Here is a 2,567-nt window from a genome sequence, read left to right on the forward strand (position 1 = left end):
AGGCTATGACCTGGTGATGGCCGACAACCTGCCGCAGCCGGCCGTTCTGGTGGCGGACAGAGGCTATGATTCCAATGAAATTCGGGAAGACATCGAAAGCCGCAACGCCTTGCCGATGATACCCATGCGTAAGAACCGCAAGGTTCGCAAGGCCGTCGACATGACCATCTACACCCTGCGCAACATGGTCGAACGCTGCTTCAACAAGCTGAAGAACAGCCGTCGGCTGGCAACCCGCTACGATAAACCGCAGACAGCTTGCTCGGCTTCGTCGATGTCGCCTGCATCAGCCTATGGATCCGCCATTTGGCAACGTGACCTAGCGGCAGACGCCGACTTTTCCGAGGTAGATATCTCCGACATTGTGGCTTTCCCAGTGTATCATGGAGCGTCTAATCAGCCGGTAATGCGAACGGGGTGGGTGGCAAGTGATCCATCGCAGAATTTTATCGGGCATGGTCTCAGCGGCGACGCAAGGCGCATTGCAATTGAGGGATTCTCATGGGGCGGCTATTCTGGCTCACCTGTTTTTACTTTAGATAGAGGACTTCAGTCTGGCGCTGGCATTACTTACGGCGGCGGATTTCGAGAAAGTAAAATGATTGGCGTGAATGCTGGCCACATAAAGGTTGCGGATGGGTCGGGCGCACATGCTGGACTATCGTATCTTATTAAAAGCAGTGTTTTAATTGAGTTGCTTTCTTAAATGCCAACGTGAGATCTTTGCTGATAGATTTCTCCTGCTCATGCAAGCTGCGACCGACCGCTTCGTCCCGCAAAGCGGACTAGCCACCCCCTCAAAACACCCCGCGCCGCGCCAGTTCCCGGCCCAGCGCCTCGGCGCCGGTAAAGCGGATCCCGCCCATGCCCACGGCGCGGGCGCCCTCCACATGGGCCGGGCTGTCGTCGATGAAGATGCAGTCCTCGGGCCGCAGCCCGTTGCGGTCCATCAGCAGCCGGAAGATCGCCGGGTCGGGTTTCAGCGCGCCCACCTGGCCCGAGACCAGGATATCGGCGAAGATCGCGCCCAGGCGGGGATGCAGCTCCAGCGCATGGGGCCAGGTCTCGGCCGACCAGTTGGTCAGCGCATAAAGCGGCACCCCGCGCGCCAGCAGCGCCTCGGCAATCGCCCAGGTGCCGGGGACGGTCTTTTCGATGGTGACGGGAAAAGCCGCCAGATAGCCGGCCAGGTGCCGCGCCTCGTCGCCATGCTCGGCGCGGGCGGCGGCCAGCCCCTCGGCAAAGCTGCGCCCGCCGTCCTGCATCCGGTTCCAGCCGGGAAAGTCGATGCGGGCCATCCAGGCCTCGGCCTCGGCCCGGCTTGTGAACACATCCGCAAAGGCCAGCGCCGGATCCCAGTCGATCAGCACCCCGCCCAGGTCGAAAATCACGCTTTTCATCGCATCCTTCCGTTTCCGCCGGCCCCAGATCGACCGGATTGGCCGGGGCTGTAAAGCCCGAAACCGCCGCCGCGCGCCCGCCATCTTGCCCGGCCAGGCGGACAGATGCGTGACAGCGCCGCGACGGGCCGACGACGCACGGCCCTTGCAAAGCAGGGCGCCGGGGCCTAGTGTCACGCGGAAGACTCATACACTTGGGGAGCCCCGCACGGGGCTGAGAGGTGCCGGGCACCGACCCATCGAACCTGATCCGGGTCATGCCGGCGTAGGGAAGGGTAGAGTGACGCGGCCCGCAACTCCCAGGCCGCCACCCATCCGCCCCGCGTTCCCATGCCCGGTCGAAACGAAAGGCGGGCCATGTCGGGATTGCAGCCCCATCCCATCGCGCTGACCATCGCCGGCTCGGACAGCGGCGGCGGCGCGGGAATCCAGGCCGATCTGAAAAGCTTCTCGGCCCTCGGAGTCTATGGCGCCTCCGTGATCACGGCGATCACCGCGCAGAACACCCGCACCGTCGCGGCGGTCGAGGCGGTCAGCCCGGCCATGGTCGCGGCGCAGATCGACGCGGTTTTCGGCGATCTCGAGGTGCGCGCGGTCAAGATCGGCATGGTCGGCGGCGCCGATGTGATCACGGTCGTCGCCGACCGGCTGGCGGCGCTGCTGGCGGACAACCCGGTGCCGGTGGTGCTGGACCCGGTGATGGTGGCGAAATCCGGCGACGCGCTTCTGGCGGAGGAGGCCGTCTCGGCGCTGCGGGAACAGCTGATCCCGCTGGCGACGGTGCTGACCCCGAATCTGCCCGAGGCCGCACGGCTTCTGGGACGCGAGCCCGCCACGACAACCGAGGAGATGCGCGAGCAAGGCGAGGCGCTCTGCGCCCTCGGCGCGGCCCATGTGCTGATGAAGGGCGGCCACGCGACCGAGGATACCTGCACCGACCTGCTGGTCGGGCCGGAGCCGCTGACCCTGACCGCGCAGCGTCAGCGGACGCCCAACACGCATGGCACCGGCTGCTCGCTGTCCTCGGCCATTGCGGCGGGGCTGGCGCAGGGCATGACGGTGCCCGATGCCGTGACCCGCGCCCATGGCTGGCTGCAAGGCGCCATTGCCGCCGCCGATGAGCTGGCGGTGGGGCTGGGCCATGGCCCCGTGCATCATTTCCACGAG

Annotated in this window: 2 protein-coding genes, 1 pseudogene and 1 riboswitch; of the genes and pseudogenes, 2 read left to right on the forward strand and 1 reads right to left on the reverse strand. The window is 65.5% G+C overall.

Annotated features, from left to right (window positions below; translation table 11 throughout):
• A pseudogene (locus tag AQY21_RS27720) lies at positions 1–318 on the forward strand (transposase); the annotation flags it as partial.
• Between the two features lie 479 nt (positions 319–797).
• On the opposite strand, the gene AQY21_RS08450 reads toward AQY21_RS27720, so the two are convergent.
• Positions 798–1,400 (reverse strand): HAD family phosphatase, encoded by a 603-nt coding sequence (locus AQY21_RS08450; RefSeq protein WP_058097261.1) that lies wholly within the window; start codon positions 1,398–1,400, stop codon positions 798–800.
• A 185-nt stretch (positions 1,401–1,585) separates the two neighbouring features.
• A riboswitch (TPP riboswitch) is annotated at positions 1,586–1,689 on the forward strand.
• Between the two features lie 68 nt (positions 1,690–1,757).
• Here AQY21_RS08450 and thiD point away from each other — a divergent pair.
• Positions 1,758–2,567: bifunctional hydroxymethylpyrimidine kinase/phosphomethylpyrimidine kinase (gene thiD / locus AQY21_RS08455; RefSeq protein WP_058097262.1), on the forward strand; the 810-nt coding region annotated here is incomplete at its 3' end.

This window comes from Paracoccus sp. MKU1 (assembly GCF_001447385.1).
Taxonomy (GTDB): domain Bacteria; phylum Pseudomonadota; class Alphaproteobacteria; order Rhodobacterales; family Rhodobacteraceae; genus Paracoccus.